The organism is Limnospira fusiformis SAG 85.79 (assembly GCF_012516315.1).
GTDB classification, from domain to species: Bacteria; Cyanobacteriota; Cyanobacteriia; order Cyanobacteriales; family Microcoleaceae; genus Limnospira; species Limnospira fusiformis.
Genome location: NZ_CP051185.1, coordinates 1,148,732 through 1,165,673, shown reverse-complemented (window position 1 = coordinate 1,165,673; position 16,942 = coordinate 1,148,732). Strand labels below are relative to the sequence as shown.

The window sequence follows — 16,942 nt, the reverse complement described above, 5'->3', positions numbered from 1 at the left end:
CAACAGGAAAGGACTTTATCTAGGTGAATTGAAACCATACGCCCAACCCTGGATATGGATATGATTTGGAGGGCTACTGCTCAAGCTGTGCGCCAAATTCTCAGATGCGATCGCGTTGTGGTTTACCGACTTTTACCCCAAGGAAACGGCCAGTTTTTGTTTGAGTCGGTAGCCCCAAACTGCCCCCAGTTTATCAATATGACTGACCCTAATACTTGGTTGTCTTGGCATTGGAAAGAGACCCAAGGAAATCTCAATCAAGTTTATAATCAACAGGCAGTTAATGATATTTACAAATCCACCCTTTCTAATTCTCATCAAGTCCTCATCGATGAATTTATGATTAGATCCTATATGATTACTCCCGTATTTTTAGGCTAAACTCAATGGGGAATGATTGCCGCCTATCAACACAATTTCCCCAGAGAGTGGATGCATCGAGAAGTGAGTCTATTAGCTCAAATTGCCAATCAATTAGGTGTCGCTCTCCAACAAGTAGAACTGATGAAACAGTTACATAAAGCCAAAGAAACCTCTGATGCGGCTAATCGAGCTAAAAGTGAATTTCTCACCAAAATTAGTCATGAGTTACGCACTCCTTTAAATGCTATCTTAGGCTTTACCCAAATTCTGGCTAGGGATGAACAGTTAAATTTAGCTCAACAGGAATATATCAAAATTATTGGTCGTTCGTGAGAGCATCTGTTAGAACTGATTAACGATGTCCTAGAAATGTCGAAAATTGAAGGGGGTCGCATTACGTTTAATCAAATCAGTTTTGACCTTTACTATCTTCTGAGAAACTTACACGAAATGCTGGGTTTAAGAAGTAAAACTAAGGGCTTAAAATTAGAGTTTCAGGTGCATCATAATTTTGTCCCCTATGTGAAAACCGATGAAAATAAACTGCGACAAGTTTTGATTAATTTATTGGGAAATGCCATTAAGTTTACGGAATCAGGACGAGTGACCCTGCGAGTTCAGTCTCAGAACTATGAAACCCCTGATCTAACTGTCCTCAGTTTTGAGGTGGAAGATACCGGACTAGGAATTGCTCCCGATGAAATTGATATGCTATTTAAACCATTTGGGCAAACTGAAACGGGTCATAAGTCTAATGAAGGGACGGGTTTAGGATTACCAATTAGCCAGAAATTTGTACAAATGATGGGCGGCGAAATTGAGATTATCAGCGAGGTGGGAAAGGGTACAATAGTCAGATTTACCATTTTCGTACAAGCAGCAGACCCTCAAGAAATCCCGGCTCAACCTATCCAAAAACGGGTGATTGCTTTAGCTGACGGACAACCATCTTATCGGATTTTGGTGGTAGAAGATGCCCAAGAAAATCGCCAGGTACTGGTCTGTTTACTGTCTAAGGTGGGTTTTGAGGTGCAGGCGGCTGAGAATGGCTTAGAAGCGATTAAAATGTGCGCTCAGTGGCAACCTGATTTGGTCTGGATGGATATGAGAATGCCAGTTATGGATGGTTTGGAAGCTACTAAACAGATTAAAGCCACGATACCACCAGATCGCGCCCCTATCATTATCGCTCTGACAGCTCATGCTTTTGAAGAGGAGCGATCGCAAATTTTAGCTATGGGTTGTGATGATTTTGTCAGTAAACCCTTTCGAGAAGCAGTGATTTTTGATAAGATGGCTCAATACTTAGGGGTGCGCTATCTATACGAAGGAAGTCCTGTAGAGGATGTATCATTAACTTCCGATCTGCAAAACCAGCCTGCTGTCCCCCTTGACAGGGACTCCCTGCAAGTGATGCCGACGACTTGGATAGAGCAACTACATCAAGCGGTTTTGTGTACCAACGAACCGGAAATTCTAGCCTTGATTGCTGAAATTCCAGAGTATCATGGCGCTTGGGCTGATTTATTAAAGGGATGGGCTGATAATTTTGAATTTGACCGAATTTTGGCTTTTATTACCGGAAACCCAGATCTTTGAGCGGTTAAGTTCCAAATATCATCTTGGATTTGCGGAACAAGGATGCCAAAATAGGAACAAAGGATATGGTGAGATGTAGCATCCAGGAGTGTCAATGAATAGCAATCACAAAATTTTAGCAGTTACTAGACCAAACAAACCCCCTGAGCCTAGTTCCGAATCGCCCACTACCAACACCCAAGAACATTCTCGGTCTACTGGGACTGTCAAACACATTCCTAGTCGCACCGTGAAACCTTCAAAACCCATTAAACATAAGCCGAAAGTTGCGGTGAAACTTCCCCAGGCTGACAATTCTGAGGGTGAGGTGTTTGTGGTCGGAGATCATATTCTGGTCAGAGCGCCTTGGGGACTGTGGGCACGGGCAGAAATTAAGACTTTCTATCAAAGTAGTCCAGATACTGTCATGGCTCATTTTATACCAAAAGAAGAACGCACAAACTGGACTTGGATGGGTGGTTTAATTCGCTCTGATTTGTTGAAACGAGCCAATCCAGACTCGTAGGGATTTTGGCGATTTTCTCCCTGTTATCGTAAATTCAGTTTCTGGGAACCGGATTAAACCCCCACCGCCATACCTTGGGAATATAAAACGGTTCCCGCCACCCCGCAGACAAGATGAATTTGGGCCAGTAACTCAAGGATCTGGAAGCGAATGGGTGTAGGCTGCATCGCAAGGCAATCATTGCTACAGTAAAGAGCATGATTTAATCTCAAATTAGGTTAATATTTTAGGGCAATAGGGTATAATAAGCGAGAAGAGTTGAGGATAAACCTATTGCCAGATATGTCAAACCCAAGGAAGCCGCCCAAATCCTTGGAGTCCATGAAAGAACACTCCGCAGATGGGACGACAATGGCTCAATCGAGACCATCAGAACCCCCGCTGGGCAACGACGATACAACGTTGAGTGATATACTGCTGCCAAATCAGGCAGTGACAAACGCAAAGTCGTTATCTATGCCAGAGTTAGTAGCCGCGCCCAGCAGTCCGACCTCAACCGACAGGTGGCCGCACTGTCCAACCTCTACCCCGAAGCAGAAGTCGTCTCAGAAATCGGAGGCGGGCTCAACTTCAAGGGAAAGAAAATGCTGGCCTGACTGGGACATCATTTGTCAGGAGATGTCCGCATGGTTGTCATTGCCCACCAAGACCGATTGGCAAGGTTTGGATTTGACTTGTTTCGATGGCTCTGTGAGCAAAACAGGTGCTCACTCATGGTTCTCAACCAGACAAGTCTCAGTCCAGAACGAGAAATGGTTGAGGACATCCTCGCCATCCTCCACTGCTTCAGTTCCCGATTATACGGACTGCGTAAATATAAAACTCAGGTCAAAGAAGATCCGGATTTACCCCAGCCCGGAGCTAAATCAAGTCTGGCGTAAATGGCTGGCTGCTTGTCGGTATTGCTACAACCAAGCAATTGCATTATCTAGGAGTGGTAAACGACTAAGCAAGTTAAAGTTACGCAATAAAGTGATGCAGAGCGACTTGCCTGCATGGGTCAAAGAAACACCCGGCCATATTCGGCAGAATGCTATCTTTGATGCCTATCTCGCCTTTTCAGCCAGTCCAGGCGCCAGGTTTAGGAGCTGTCGGGATAGTTCTCAAGCCATCAAGTTTAACAATGCTAATTTCTCTTCAGGGAGTTGGTATCCAAGACTAACGAAAGGATTAACTTTCATGGTTTCCGAAGCTATCCCTAAAACTTGCGGGCAAGGGACTCAGTTGGTGTTTACCAAAGGTCGATGGTTGGCGATTTTCCCTGAACCAGTTGCCGTTACCCCAACTGACGCTACTAGCGTAATTGCATTAGACCCGGGCGTCCGAACTTTCATAACTGGGTTTGATGGTTCACGATTTCTGGAATTGGGCTCCGGGGATATTGGAGGCATTACTAGGCTATGTCAACATTTGGATGATTTGATGAGCCGAATCGCCAAGGAACCCTGTCGTTCAAGAAGGCGACGGATGAGGCAAGCGGATCAACGAATGAGAACCAAAATCCGCAATCTAGTTGATGAAGCCCACAAACAAATTGCTCACTACTTGACTCACAACTACAGTATAATTTTTCTGCCGACCTTCGAGACTTCCAACATGGTTGCCAAGGTGAAGCGTCTAATCAAATCCAAGACTGCCCGCGCCATGCTGACATGGGCGCATTATCGATTCAAACTAACCCTGAGACATCAAGGGGAAATAACTGGAACCACAGTTGTAGATGTGACGGAAGAATACACCAGCAAAACCTGTACTCACTGTGGTCATGTGCATTCCCAGCTAGGTGGCTCAAAAGTGTTCCGATGTCCTGAGTGTGGGTTCACTCTACCCAGGGACTGGAACGGTGCTTTTGGAATCTTTCTAAAAGCTTTGCGGGATACCGCCTCTGTTACCTTAACGGGTAATAGTGCTATCGTCGCATTGTCAGGCAATAGCCGGATAAATGTCGCGTAAATGTATCAGAAACAAGAATACCCGGTTAGATTGCTCTAGCAATTAACGAAGGTGTAAACTTAATATTGGTTTTGCCCCTGATGCGGTAACTCCAAGCGATCGCCCCCCTACTGTGGAGACTCCTATAATATGCCCAGAACTCAACGTAACGATAATTTCATTGATAAGACTTTTACGGTCGCGGCTGATATGCTTCTGAAAATGCTACCTACCAGCCGGGAGGCAAAAGAAGCCTTCGCCTACTATCGCGATGGAATGTCGGCTCAAGCTGATGGAGAATATGCAGAAGCTCTCGAAAACTATTATGAGGCTCTCAAACTTGAACAAGATCCTAACGATCGCAGTTATATCCTCTATAACATTGGTTTGATTCACACCAGCAACGGCGAACATGACCAAGCACTAGATTATTACCATCAAGCAATTGATCTCAACCCCCGCCTTCCCCAGGCTCTCAATAATATTGCTGTGATTTTCCACTATCGTGGCGATCGCGCCAAAGAAGCGGGAGATGAGGATGCCGCAGAACAAGCCTATCGGGAAGCGGCAGAATACTGGAAACGCGCTATTCGTCTCGCTCCTAATAACTACATTGAAGCTCAGAACTGGCTGAAAACAACAGGCCGCAGTGATATTGATGTTTACTTCTAAATAGGAGTTGGATTACCAGCATGATTGATCGCGAAGAAGTCCGCAAAGTGGCTCACTTAGCTCGCTTACAACTACAGCCCTCGGAAGAGGAAAAGTTTACTAAGGAATTGAATGGTATTTTGGATTACTTTGAACAACTCAAGGAGCTGGATACGGAAAAAGTCGCCCCTACTATGCGGGCGATCGATGTCAGCAATATCACCCGTCCTGATCAACTTGAACCCTATCCAAATCGCGACGCTTTACTCGCCGCCGCCCCAGAACCTGATGGGGATTTCTTCCGAGTTCCTCAAATTCTCAGCGACGAAAATTAATCCTTTCAACCATCAATAATCGGCAATGGACAATCGGTAATCGGTAATTAATTATAAATTATAAATTGTCCATTATTAATTGTTAATTATTAATTATTAATTATTAATTGTTAGGGAATTTCTTCCGAGTTCCTCAAATTCTCAGCGACGAAAATTAATCCTTTCAACCATCGATAATCGGCCATGGACAATCGGTAATCGGTAATTATAGCACAAGACAGAACACTTAGGACGTATAATGGAGAGGACGAGATGACTAAGAAGACCAAAAATGCCAGCCCCCTATAGTTACGACCTCAGACAAAAAGTTATTGATGCCATTGAACTAGACGGTATGCCCAAAACATAAGCCAGTCAAGTTTTCCATGTCAGCAGGAACACCATTAATCTCTGGCTGCAAAGAAAAGCACAGACCGGAGACTTCCTCCCTAAACCTCATCACCGACCTGGCAATAACCACAAAATTACCGACTGGCAGAAATTCAAGGCTTTTGCCCAAGAGCATGGCCACAAAACCTCCGCTCAAATGGCTGAACTTTGGGATGACGACATCTCTCCTCGCACCATATCCAGAGCCTTGAAGAAAATTGGCTTCACCAGAAAAAAAACTTACGGCTACCAAGAACGTTGGAAGCAACAGCGAGAGGAGTTTATGGCTCAGATTGAACAGATGGAGCCACAAGAAGTGGTCTACCTCGATGAAGCCGCCATGAATAGTCAGGACTCGGATTACCCTTATGGTTACTGCGAGGAAGGAAAACGCTTCCATGCACTCAAATCAGGGAAGAGGCAGGGCAGGGTAAGTATGATAGCCGCATGGTGTCATCAACAACTCTTAGCTCCCTTTAGCTTTGAGGGTTGTTGTAATCGGACAGTGTTTGAGTTGTGGTTGGAGTTCATCTTAATTCCAACATTGAAGCCAGGTCAGACTCTAGTATTGGACAATGCAACGTTTCATAAAGGGGGGCGGATTGCTGAACTGGTGGAGGCAGCTCAATGCCGTTTACTCTATCTACCACCTTATTCGCCAGACCTCAACAAGATAGAGAAATGTTGGTCGTGGCTGAAAGCCCGTATTCGCCACTGCATTGAGCAGTTTGATTCTCTCCATGATGCCATGGATTCCGTTCTCAAAGCTGCGTCCTAACCACCTTGACTAATGCTATAATTATCAATTCTAAGTACAGGACAAAAGTTGTAGAGCCTGGTGAAACCGCCCTGAAAACAAAGGCAGATTAGAGAAAGTGCGGCGTAGAAAATCGAAGCCAGTGCGGAAAAGACTCTGGGAGCGTCGTCCGTGAGCCTTCAAAGGAATGGGTGAACCTTGGTGAATCCACAAACCCACCTTCATAGCCCAAGTAAAAGCCAGGCTAAGCAAAGCCAATAAACGGCTCAAGCGCTCAGGGTCCTTAAAGTGAGTCGATTCGAGACAGAAGCCCCGAGTCTTCAAGGCTCCGAAGAGGTTTTCAATACCCCAACGCCGAGCATAGTCGGGGAGGGCCGTTTCGGGGCAAGCGTTAGTGATGAGAATCAACAACTCCCCCGAATCAGCCAGACGAGAGCCAATGACGTAAACCTGCCGTCCCCAAACCCAACGGCGACCCGAAAGCTGGCGAAATTCTCCGGGTCGCAGAGAATCAAACATTCGTTCGCCGCTACGCCGAGTTCCTCCTAACTTAGGACTAATCAGCTCGCTGTGGCGGATGCGTAGGCGGAAAGGAACCTCGGGGTCGATGAGAAGATACGAGAGCCAATCTCGCCCCACAAATTCCCGGTCAGCGGTCAGACAAGCCACCTCCACGTCAGGAAATAGTGCCTCGAAGCGGTCGAATAAGTCCATGCGTTCGCCACTGTTGCTATTGCCCTTTTTGTCAAGCATCGTCCACAGCAGGGGAAAGGCAATCCCCTCGTGGACGACTGCCAACATCAAGATGTTGAAATGGGTTTGACCGAAAGACCAACAGGTGCGGTCGAGACTAAGAGTCCAAGGTTGGGGAATGTCAATGAGGCTAACGACGAAACGGGCAATCTCTGCCCGGTCAAATTTGAATTGCCGAAAAAAACGTTGTAATCGCTGGTAATTTGAGGAAATTTGCACAGGATTTGCGAATACAGTCGCTATTTCCATCAGATTAACCGTCTTTGTTTGGAATAGCGCCATCAGGAACAGGCAGACAAAGTTTAATCTCGCCCCGTGCCAGGGCAAGTGAGGGCGCAAAGTGTCTCGTAATCGGTTAAGCTCGTTCATGAGAGGGAAGTTTGGTTTGTGGTAATTCCGATGTAACCCTCTCACCCCAACTTGGCGCTACCCCCCCACCCCTCGACTTTCACCTCAGCCCGGAGCGCCCCCTTCAGAATTTTCGGCTAGATTCCCTTTTGGCTAAGACTTTCAGCTTTTTTGTCCTGTACTGAGTTATCAATTATAAATTGTCCATTATGAATTGTTAATTATTAATTATTAATTATTAATTATTAATTGTTAGGGGATTTCTTCCGAGTTCCTCAAATTCTCAGCGACGAAAATTAATCCTTTCAACCATCGATAATCGGCCATGGACAATCGGTAATCGGTAATTAATTATTAATTATTAATTATTAATTGTTAATTATTAATTATTAATTGTTAGGGGATTTCTTCCGAGTTCCTCAAATTCTCAGCGACGAAAATTAATCCTTTCAACCATCGATAATCGGCCATGGACAATCGGTAATCGGTAATTAATTATCAATTATCAATTATCAATTATTAATTATTAATTATTAATTATTAATTGTTTCAAGTCTTCGACTAAAATCGCAAAAAACATATCATCATCTACCTCGGAAATTACCCAACTATTAACATCTAATTTGGGTTTATGGGTGCGGTCAAACCAGGTGAGACCGCGAGTTGATATTCCTTGGGTTTCTATCTCAACTTTCGCCCGGTAAAACTTGAATAATTCCGGGTAGAATATATAAGCGATAGTAGCGGCATCATGCACTAAAAAACCGGGAATCCCACGAGTGCGGCGGTTTTTTAAGGCGGTTGTTACCATGAACTTGACTAAATCAACTATAAATTCTGCGATCGCACTTTGGGGATTAACTGCGGCTATGCGATCGCTAATTTCTGGGGTGAAAATTAAATGCTGGGTAACATCTAAGGAAATCATCACCAAATCATGACGACTGGCGAAAACAGTAGCCGCCGCTTCCGGGTTATAAATAATATTAAACTCTCCATGGGGGGTAACATTTCCCCCCAAATGAAAAGAACCCCCCATAATCACAATTTCCCGCGCTAACTTGAGAATACCTGGGCGTATTTGTTCTGCGGCGGCTAAATTAGTTAAAGGGGCGATCGCTGCTATAGTAATTTCCCCTGGATATTTTTCTAAACAGTCAATAATCACCTGTGGCGAACCCAAAGCCTCCTCAAAATTATGGGTAGGCGGCGGTAAAGTATCCGACAAATTCCCGATACCATCATCCCCGTGAATATGACTAGCATTTCCCACCAAAGAATTAACCCCCATCACCCCACGACCCACCGTCACCCCATCCATTCCAGTCCAAGCCAGAACCTGACTAGCCGTGGTAAAAGTGCGTTGAGCCTCCACATTTCCTTCTGCAGTTGTCACCGCCACCAATTCAGCCATACCTTGGCTAACCAAACTTTGCAACCATAGCAAAGCGAACACATCATCCCCACCTGGGTCAGTATCTAAGAGAATTTTTCTCGGCTTTATTGTTAATGTCATATTGCCAGCTAATTCTTATTATTAGAATTGGGTTTGGGTGGACGAGGTAAATAATTATTACTCTCAGTTTTTTGCATTTGTTTAACTACCAAAAGCAAACGTTTTATATGAGGTTTAATAATTGTCTCGTTTTCATTAGATATGCGTTCTATTTCAGCCTGAATTTGAGACACATCACCCGCCTGCCGCTGAACAGGAGTTGTCAATTTACCCTGTTGATTTTGTAATAATGCGATCGCATTTTGTAACTCAATCACACTACCCTGTAAAGGGGCAATTTCCTGGTGAAACTGCTGTTCCATCTCATCCAAAGCCTGAGACATTTCACTCTGAAACGAAGCCACAGACTCCGTTAACACAGCCACCTGTTTTGACCCACGAACCCTCATCAATTCATCCTCACTTACAGGCTCTGGTAATTGGCTTTGTAGTGCCTCAATATCTCCCCTTAGTTGTTGGCGCAACCCCAAAATTGCCCGCACCGCCTTTTGTTCCAAAACCTCCACCGACTCCCGAACCTCAACCACATCAGCCTGAGTTTCCCCCATAGACTGTTGTAGGCGATGTCGGTTAGCAACATTAAGAGAGAGAGCCACAGTCAGAGGCGCAACCCCATAGAAAGCCTGACCCGAAAGCGCCACCACCACCGACCCAATAGCAGAACTTGCCAAAGAAATATATTCTGCCCACTCCAACCAGTGGCGCTGAGGTAAAGACGAGGCTAACAGATCAGACTCTGACGAATTAGGTTTGGGCATGGCAGCACTGTGATTATGGTTAAGTACAGATTGATTTGGGTGAGAAATCGGAGAAAACATAGCCATGATTTCAATTTAGGTTAAAAGTGAGCAGGTCGATTATGCTACAAGCAATTATGTTATAATCCCAGTCTAATCCGTAATTGTCCGATATGTTGCCTAGCAGGAGTTATCCGTTTTATGGAACCAAAACCAAACCAGGGATTCGCCAAAATTCGTCCATTTTTGAGTATTGCCACGTTTATCGGACTCCTGATTGGGGTAGGTTTACTGACCCTTAACCTTATGTTTGCCCTCATTGACAAATTCAGCTAATCTTCCTCAATCCTTAATGTAGGAACTTACGCACCTGATACTCATAGCTTTCAATAATCGGCATTTTCAGATCACCCATGGCTAGGTCTAGCTTTTCTAAGGCTTCTGTGGGAATGGACTTCCACTGTTCGCGAGTTTCCCAGCGAATTACTAGGATCACCTCTTCGAGTTTGGGGTCAACCCAAGTTTCCTTACCAATAAAACCCGGAAACTGCTTCAGTCCTTCTGTCCAAACCTGTTCATCCTTCTGAATAAAGGCTTCCCACAGTGTTGGGGGAACCTTAAACCGTAACCATTCAATCACCATATCATTAGACCAATTATCAGATTAGCGCTTAAAAAAGCTACTAGCTAGTCGCAGCACACCCGCAATATCAGCCTCTCCATCACCGGTACTATCTAAGAAACTCGTCAAAACCGGATTTTCGCCTTTTTGTGGATCTTGGCTATTAGTCCCAGTTTGCAAAAAGTTCAAAACCACAGGAACCAATAGGGGCAGCAAACTTCTAATAGTCTGAGCATTAACTCCGGTGCGCTGTTCGACCGCTTCAATCAGTCGATTTTGCGTTTGGGGAGAAAATAGCAATTGTACCACAGCAGGATTCGCTTGGATACCACTATACTGATTAACAAAGGATTGTACTGACTCCTTGCCTTCCTGGTTGCACTTTTCCTTGAGTGCCGATCGCACATAGTCCCCCACCACAGACATCACCGCCTGGGTGGTTTCCGGAGACCCACCAAAGTTAACCCCTAGCTGTTGTGCCGTATTTATGAGATCATTAATTTGGTTAATGTTGGCTTGCAGTGCTGGGTTATTCAATGCACCGACAATTTGATCAAATAGTTTCATGGACAATTACCCGTCATTCACTAAATTTACTTCTAGTGTACCCCTAGCGCCATCACCATGCCAAAACCAAAATTTGCAGATAGCCTGGGGACTATCAAAGTTCCTTGACCCATGCACACTGTTGAGCGTGCATCTCCCAACTTCATTAAGTTTATCAAAGGTTGATCAAAATTGACTTATTAAAATGCTAGAATACTTGTCCAGTAGGTTCTCACCTTCTGCTCAACTTGATCCTGAATGTGCCGCCTGAATTATAGATACCGATAATAATATCAGACATCCCCAAAATCTAAAATTCTGACAGCCATCAGAACCGAGGGTTACGCCTGGTATTTTGTAGACCTTCCTGGCTAATTGTAAAGCAACGGATGCCTCAAACCTCACCCAAACCCAATTCTTCAAATACCCTAACTCCTTGGGGGTTGTCTCTGCCGTTTTTCAATAATTTGGGAATTCGGCAAAAAATTAGTAGTGGCTATATGATTGTTCTCGGTGTAGCCGTCGGGGGTGTGTTAACCGGATTTGTAGTTAACACAGTTCTCACCAATAACAGTAATAAACAGTTTAAGATTAATCACAACCAAGCCCATTTTTTAATTAACTTAGATACGAATATTTTTGACCTAAAAGACCAGCAAAAAAAGCTGGTTAATAATATCAACAACCCCGACAAAATATTAATCATAATTTCCCAAATTAGGTCAGAAATTTTTCAATTACAACTGGCTCTGAACAATTGGCAGGAAGTGCCTAGCACCACGGACCCTAAAATCCAGCCAGACTATCAAAGATTACAAGAAATTTTGCAGGATTATAGCAGTGCGATCGCTGTATATACAGAGGAAATAAACCGCATATTTCCAGCTACAGAAACTGGTAATAATAGCCCAGAAAATCTACAAATAATCCAACAATCATTAAACAACTTCAACAACAGCCCCGCCGCCACTAACCTCTATGATTTGTCTGGGGAAGCATTGCGGTTAGCGGTTAATTTCCGCGATCGCGCCGACTTAGCCTTAGTTGAATTACAAACCGGACAAAGTATCGCTCGTAACATTATATTAATAAGTTTATTAACCGCTATAGTTTTAGGTTGGTTACTAGCCAAATATACAGGTAAAGCGATCGCCGATCCGATTGAAAAAATGATTGACATTGCTGATCAAGTAGGAGAAGATTCCGATTTTGCCCTAAGAATTCCCCTAATGGAAGACCAGCATACAGAAATCGGCAAACTCACAACCACCCTTAACCAACTAATTAAACGAGTGGCACAATACACCGAAGAACTCCAAAAAGCCAAAATTGCCGCCGAAGCAGCCAACCGATCAAAAAGCGTATTTTTAGCCAACATGAGCCATGAACTTCGCACCCCCTTAAACGCCATTATTGGCTATAGCGAAATGCTGCACGAAGAATCAAAAGATTTAGGCTACGATGATTTTTTACCCGATTTAGAGAGGATTCAAACCGCCGGGAAACACCTCTTAGACATGATTAGTGATATTTTGGATATCTCCAAAATCGAAGCAGGTCATGTCACCCTGTATCTCGAAGATTTTGCCGTACAACAATTAATTGATGATGTCGTAGCCACCGCCACCCCCTTAACCGAAAAAAATCATAACGCTCTGAAAGTCAAAACCGCCAAAGACCTCGGCACCATGTATGCCGACTTACCCAAAGTCAGACAAGTGCTATTAAACCTATTAAGTAATGCTTCCAAATTTACCAATAAAGGAACCATTACCCTGCAAGTGCAGCGAGTAACCAAAATTCCCAATGAGTGGAAAAAAGACACCTTGAATGCCGAAAAATTTGCCAGTGCTAAAACTCAGTATTTAGTTTTTCAGGTCAAAGACACAGGAATTGGTATGAATAAAGAACAGGTTAAACACATTTTTAAAGCCTTTATCCAAGCTGACGCTTCCACAACTAAACGATTTGGTGGCACTGGTTTAGGACTCGCTATCAGCCAACGACTGTGTGAGATTTTAGGCGGCGGCATTTATGTCAAAAGCCGTGAAGGAGTAGGCTCGACCTTTGTCGTTTGGCTGCCAGTCCACGTCTCTGGTCAGTATTTGTAGCCACCATAGCTCTGCTGATCACTTCGGTGATCCGTACCCCGAAGGTTAGGAATAGAGAACTAATGCCCCTAGTCAATTAAGCTAAAGTCTATAAATAGTCGGACAGACTCAAACCTTGAGAAAATGATGGCATTCTTATCAAAATCTTCCGCCAAAGGTCCCCCATGGTTAATAGCAGTCAATTATTAGATAAAATCAGTATAGGAGGTTATAAATTATGCAACCCACAGATCCGAGTAAATTTACAGAAAAAGCATGGCAAGCCTTAGCACAAACTCCCGATATAGTCAAACAGGCTCAACAACAACAAATCGAAACTGAGCATTTGATGAAAGCCTTGCTAGAGCAAGATGGACTGGCTAATAGTTTATTTAACAAAGCGGGAATATCAGTAGCTAAGGTCCGGGAAAGTACGGAAAACTTTATTAATCGTCAACCGAAAATTAAAGGAAACAGCACCAACGTATATTTAGGTCGCACTTTAGATACGCTGTTAGACAACGCTGAAGCCTACCGCCAACAATATGGAGACGAATATATATCGGTTGAGCATCTGTTATTGGCTTACACTAAAGATGCTAGATTTGGTAAAACTCTCTATCAAGAATTTCGACTAGATGAAGCGAAACTTCAACAAATTATTACCCAAATTCGAGGAAATCAAACTGTGACAGATCAGAACCCGGAAGGCAAATATGAAGCCTTGGAGAAATATGGACGCGATTTAACTGAAGCGGCGCGTATGGGGAAATTAGACCCGGTAATTGGTCGGGATGAAGAAATCCGTCGCACTATTCAAATTTTGAGTCGGCGCACTAAAAATAATCCGGTTTTAATTGGGGAACCAGGAGTTGGAAAAACTGCGATCGCAGAAGGATTGGCTCAACGTATTATCGCCGGAGATGTGCCTCAATCTCTCCAAGAAAGAAAACTAATAGCACTGGATATGGGGTCACTTATTGCGGGGGCTAAGTTTCGGGGAGAATTTGAAGAACGCTTAAAAGCAGTCCTGAAAGAAGTGACGGACTCGGAAGGTAAAATCATCCTATTTATTGATGAGATTCACACCGTTGTTGGTGCGGGAGCTACCCAAGGTGCGATGGATGCGGGAAACCTCCTGAAACCTATGTTAGCTAGGGGTGAGTTGCGCTGTATTGGTGCCACAACCTTAGATGAATATCGTAAGTATATTGAGAAAGATGCAGCCTTAGAGCGACGTTTTCAGCAGGTTTACGTTGATCAGCCTAATGTGGTTGATACTATCTCGATTTTACGAGGCTTGAAAGAACGCTATGAGGTTCATCATGGGGTGAAGATTTCTGATAGTTCTTTGGTGGCGGCGGCTACTCTGTCTACTCGCTATATTAGCGATCGCTTCCTTCCTGATAAGGCGATCGACTTGGTAGACGAAGCCGCTGCTAAGTTGAAAATGGAAATCACTTCTAAGCCGGAGGAACTAGACGAAATCGACCGGAAAATCCTCCAATTAGAAATGGAAAAACTGTCTTTGCAAAAAGAAAGTGATACCGCCTCCCAAGAAAGGTTAGAACGACTGGAAAAAGACTTAGCCAACCTGAAGGAAGAACAACGCACCCTCAGCGCTCAGTGGGAGTCGGAAAAAAATACAATTACCCATATTCAGTCCCTCAAAGAAGAGATTGATCGGGTTAACATTGAAATTCAACAAGCCGAACGTAATTACGATCTCAACCGCGCTGCTGAGTTGAAATATGGGACCCTGGAAGCTCTCAAAAAACAACTCCATCAAGCTGAGTCACAATTACAAGATACTCAAACCGGAGGGAAAACTCTCCTCCGGGAAGAAGTAACCGAGTCTGATATTGCTGAAATTATCTCTAAGTGGACGGGGATTCCTATTAGTAAATTAGTCGAATCTGAGAAGGAGAAATTACTGCATTTAGAAGATGAGTTACATCAACGGGTAGTGGGACAGGATGAAGCTGTAACAGCCGTCGCTGACTCTATTCAGCGATCGCGCGCTGGTCTGTCCGACCCTAACCGACCTGTGGCTAGTTTTATCTTCCTCGGACCAACCGGAGTCGGTAAAACCGAACTAGCTAAGGCTTTAGCCTCCTACCTATTTGACACCGAAGAGGCGATCGTGCGTGTTGATATGTCTGAATACATGGAGAAACACTCCGTTTCCCGCCTTTTGGGCGCTCCTCCCGGATATGTAGGTTATGATGAGGGAGGACAACTCACTGAGGCGATCCGCCGCCGTCCCTATGCTGTCATTCTGTTTGATGAGATAGAAAAGGCTCATCCTGATGTCTTTAATGTCATGCTTCAGATTCTTGATGATGGTCGAGTGACTGATGCTCAAGGTCGTACTGTCGATTTCAAAAATACTATCATTATTATGACCAGTAACATTGGGTCGCAGTATATTTTGGATATTGCTGGCGATGATTCTCGCTATGAGGAAATGCGTCACCGGGTTATGGATTCTATGCGATCGGCTTTTCGTCCAGAGTTTCTTAATCGCATTGATGAAATTATTATTTTCCACTCTCTCAAACCCCACCAATTGCGCGAAATTGTCCTCCTACAATTAGGCAATCTTTCTCAGCGCCTAGAGCAGCATAAAATGTCCTTAAAATTGTCTGAGAGCGCCCTGGACTACCTAGCTGATGTCGGTTTTGACCCCGTTTATGGAGCCCGTCCCCTCAAACGAGCTATTCAACAGGAACTAGAAACACAAATTGCCAAAGGCATTCTTCGGGGAGAGTTTAATGATGGAAATACCATCTATGTTGATGTCGAAAATGAGCGGCTTTCTTTCAAGAAATTACCCAGAGAACTAATCATCAAGTAAGAAACTAAATTTTAACTGATTCTTTATCCTTAACAATCACGAGGTTATTGAAAATATATAATTCCAACATTGAAGCCAGGTCAGACTCTAGTATTGGACAATGCAACGTTTCATAAAGGGGGGCGGATTGCTGAACTGGTGGAGGCAGCTCAATGCCGTTTACTCTATCTACCACCTTATTCGCCAGACCTCAACAAGATAGAGAAATGTTGGTCGTGGCTGAAAGCCCGTATTCGCCACTGCATTGAGCAGTTTGATTCTCTCCATGATGCCATGGATTCCGTTCTCAAAGCTGCGTCCTAACCACCTTGACTAATGCTATATATGCACCACGTAGTCTTTAAACTCGTCCTCGCCATTATACTCTTACTGACCGCAGTATCTATATCCCCACCGTGACCTGTGGGCATATCCCAACCATGACAATTGGGCTTTAGCTTCTGGTCACATCCTTCACCCTCTAAGCATGCGCTTACATTTTTCACTACTACCTTGTGAATAGCATTACTCACTTATTTATAGGCAGAGCATTAGAGGGGTTACAACGTTCCGATTATATGGGCATTCCATCGTTAGATTTGTCCTCTCCGCCGGGGTACTTTTAAAGGTCTGTGTAGGTAGTCGCACGAACCCCCTACTTTTCCCCTTGCCCTTTTGAGCGCAGCGTGTCAACCTATTTCGCTGCTAGTGTATTACGATGGTTCAAGTCGGACATTCGGTCTTGCTAATCATAGATGGTTGGCAGTGGTCGCGTCTTGGTAGTAGGTTCTACCTCACGCCTTCCGTTCCCCGCTTCAATCCTGGAGTTATGATTTCCAAAACTGGGGGTGGCTATCGCCGTTACTCTCTACTCCCTGATTTCTCAGTTCGTTTATGACCTTGAGTTCCCTGCCTTGCTTAGTTCCCTAAGCGTCGGGACATATAACCAGTTATGAGGATGGTCAGGAGAGGTCTCCTTATAT

General features: G+C 44.3%; 15 protein-coding genes and 3 pseudogenes. 13 read left to right on the top strand and 5 right to left on the bottom strand.

The window, feature by feature from the left end; translation table 11 throughout:
• Positions 1-60 precede the first annotated feature (60 nt).
• The 9 genes and pseudogenes from HFV01_RS05650 (at position 61) to HFV01_RS05610 (ending at position 6,532) form a co-directional block, all read left to right on the top strand.
• Positions 61-381, top strand: a complete 321-nt coding sequence (locus tag HFV01_RS05650) for a GAF domain-containing protein (RefSeq protein ID WP_006624117.1) — start codon at positions 61-63, stop codon at positions 379-381.
• Positions 382-393: 12 nt separating this feature from the next.
• Positions 394-696 (top strand): histidine kinase dimerization/phospho-acceptor domain-containing protein, encoded by a 303-nt coding sequence (locus HFV01_RS05645; protein WP_006624115.1) that lies wholly within the window; start codon positions 394-396, stop codon positions 694-696.
• A 36-nt stretch (positions 697-732) separates the two neighbouring features.
• On the top strand, positions 733-1,962 hold the full coding sequence (locus HFV01_RS05640; RefSeq protein WP_006624114.1) for an ATP-binding protein: 1,230 nt from the start codon (positions 733-735) through the stop codon (positions 1,960-1,962).
• A gap of 94 nt (positions 1,963-2,056) precedes the next feature.
• A complete protein-coding gene (locus tag HFV01_RS05635; protein ID WP_006624113.1) occupies positions 2,057-2,467 on the top strand; it encodes a hypothetical protein in 411 nt (136 codons plus the stop codon).
• A gap of 272 nt (positions 2,468-2,739) precedes the next feature.
• Positions 2,740-3,348: pseudogene (locus tag HFV01_RS05630) on the top strand (IS607 family transposase).
• Positions 3,284-4,420: an RNA-guided endonuclease InsQ/TnpB family protein gene (locus HFV01_RS05625; protein WP_231296530.1), complete on the top strand. Its 1,137-nt coding sequence runs from the start codon at positions 3,284-3,286 to the stop codon at positions 4,418-4,420. Before HFV01_RS05630 ends, HFV01_RS05625 begins: the two are co-directional and overlap by 65 nt.
• 129 nt (positions 4,421-4,549) lie before the next feature.
• Positions 4,550-5,071 carry a photosystem I assembly protein Ycf3 gene (locus HFV01_RS05620; RefSeq protein WP_006624111.1) on the top strand — a complete coding sequence of 174 codons (522 nt, stop codon included), beginning with the start codon at positions 4,550-4,552 and terminating at the stop codon, positions 5,069-5,071.
• A 20-nt stretch (positions 5,072-5,091) separates the two neighbouring features.
• Positions 5,092-5,385 carry an Asp-tRNA(Asn)/Glu-tRNA(Gln) amidotransferase subunit GatC gene (gatC, locus tag HFV01_RS05615; protein ID WP_006624110.1) on the top strand — a complete coding sequence of 98 codons (294 nt, stop codon included), beginning with the start codon at positions 5,092-5,094 and terminating at the stop codon, positions 5,383-5,385.
• Positions 5,386-5,656: 271 nt separating this feature from the next.
• Positions 5,657-6,532 (top strand): annotated as a pseudogene (locus HFV01_RS05610) (IS630 family transposase).
• Between the two features lie 30 nt (positions 6,533-6,562).
• On the opposite strand, the gene HFV01_RS05605 reads toward HFV01_RS05610, so the two are convergent.
• The 5 genes from HFV01_RS05605 to HFV01_RS05585 form a co-directional block, all read right to left on the bottom strand.
• The gene (locus HFV01_RS05605) at positions 6,563-7,633 is read right to left on the bottom strand and encodes an IS4-like element ISAtsp3 family transposase (RefSeq protein ID WP_006669216.1); all 1,071 of its coding nucleotides are present in this window, start codon (positions 7,631-7,633) and stop codon (positions 6,563-6,565) included.
• A gap of 505 nt (positions 7,634-8,138) precedes the next feature.
• On the bottom strand, positions 8,139-9,128 hold the full coding sequence (locus HFV01_RS05600; RefSeq protein ID WP_006669215.1) for a nucleoside hydrolase: 990 nt from the start codon (positions 9,126-9,128) through the stop codon (positions 8,139-8,141).
• An 8-nt stretch (positions 9,129-9,136) separates the two neighbouring features.
• Positions 9,137-9,952 (bottom strand): hypothetical protein, encoded by an 816-nt coding sequence (locus tag HFV01_RS05595; RefSeq protein ID WP_006617174.1) that lies wholly within the window; start codon positions 9,950-9,952, stop codon positions 9,137-9,139.
• Positions 9,953-10,214: 262 nt separating this feature from the next.
• On the bottom strand, positions 10,215-10,508 hold the full coding sequence (locus HFV01_RS05590; RefSeq protein WP_006617175.1) for a TIGR03792 family protein: 294 nt from the start codon (positions 10,506-10,508) through the stop codon (positions 10,215-10,217).
• A gap of 21 nt (positions 10,509-10,529) precedes the next feature.
• The gene (locus tag HFV01_RS05585) at positions 10,530-11,054 is read right to left on the bottom strand and encodes a DUF937 domain-containing protein (RefSeq protein ID WP_006624102.1); all 525 of its coding nucleotides are present in this window, start codon (positions 11,052-11,054) and stop codon (positions 10,530-10,532) included.
• A 368-nt stretch (positions 11,055-11,422) separates the two neighbouring features.
• On the opposite strand from HFV01_RS05585, the gene HFV01_RS05580 reads away from it, so the two are divergent.
• From HFV01_RS05580 to HFV01_RS05565, 4 genes and pseudogenes are all read left to right on the top strand, one after another.
• The gene (locus HFV01_RS05580; RefSeq protein ID WP_006624101.1) at positions 11,423-13,144 is read left to right on the top strand and encodes a sensor histidine kinase; all 1,722 of its coding nucleotides are present in this window, start codon (positions 11,423-11,425) and stop codon (positions 13,142-13,144) included.
• Between the two features lie 217 nt (positions 13,145-13,361).
• Positions 13,362-15,980, top strand: a complete 2,619-nt coding sequence (gene clpB, locus HFV01_RS05575) for an ATP-dependent chaperone ClpB (protein WP_008052989.1) — start codon at positions 13,362-13,364, stop codon at positions 15,978-15,980.
• 57 nt (positions 15,981-16,037) lie between these two features.
• A pseudogene (locus HFV01_RS05570) lies at positions 16,038-16,283 on the top strand (transposase); the annotation flags it as partial.
• Between the two features lie 394 nt (positions 16,284-16,677).
• Positions 16,678-16,857: a hypothetical protein gene (locus HFV01_RS05565; protein WP_006625930.1), complete on the top strand. Its 180-nt coding sequence runs from the start codon at positions 16,678-16,680 to the stop codon at positions 16,855-16,857.
• Positions 16,858-16,942: the final 85 nt, after the last annotated feature.